A 269-nucleotide genomic window follows, 5' to 3' on the forward strand; every position below is an offset into this window, starting at 1 on the left:
CTATTGTTGAAGAAATATCACGTTGTGACATGCCCTTGGCATACATAGAAATTACTTTATCTTCGATTTCAGAAACATCACGCTGACGTTTCTTTATTAACTGTGGTTCAAATGAGGCATCTCTATCTCTTGGGACATTGATTTCAATGTTACCTTTAGTGGTATTAAGTGTTTTATTCCCATATCCATTGCGTCTATTTTCGGTAATTTTATCAGATTTATCATTCGAAGAATATCCTAAGTGGTTATTCATTTCACCTTGTAACATA

1 protein-coding gene is annotated in these 269 nt (G+C 33.5%); it reads right to left on the bottom strand.

Annotated elements, in window-relative coordinates; genetic code table 11:
* A partial coding sequence (locus LQ686_RS14410) for a transposase (protein WP_239733466.1) occupies positions 1-269 on the bottom strand: 269 nt, incomplete at both ends.

Source organism: Mammaliicoccus sp. J-M41 (assembly GCF_022385935.1).
In the GTDB taxonomy this organism is placed as follows: Bacteria; Bacillota; Bacilli; order Staphylococcales; family Staphylococcaceae; genus Mammaliicoccus; species Mammaliicoccus sciuri_A.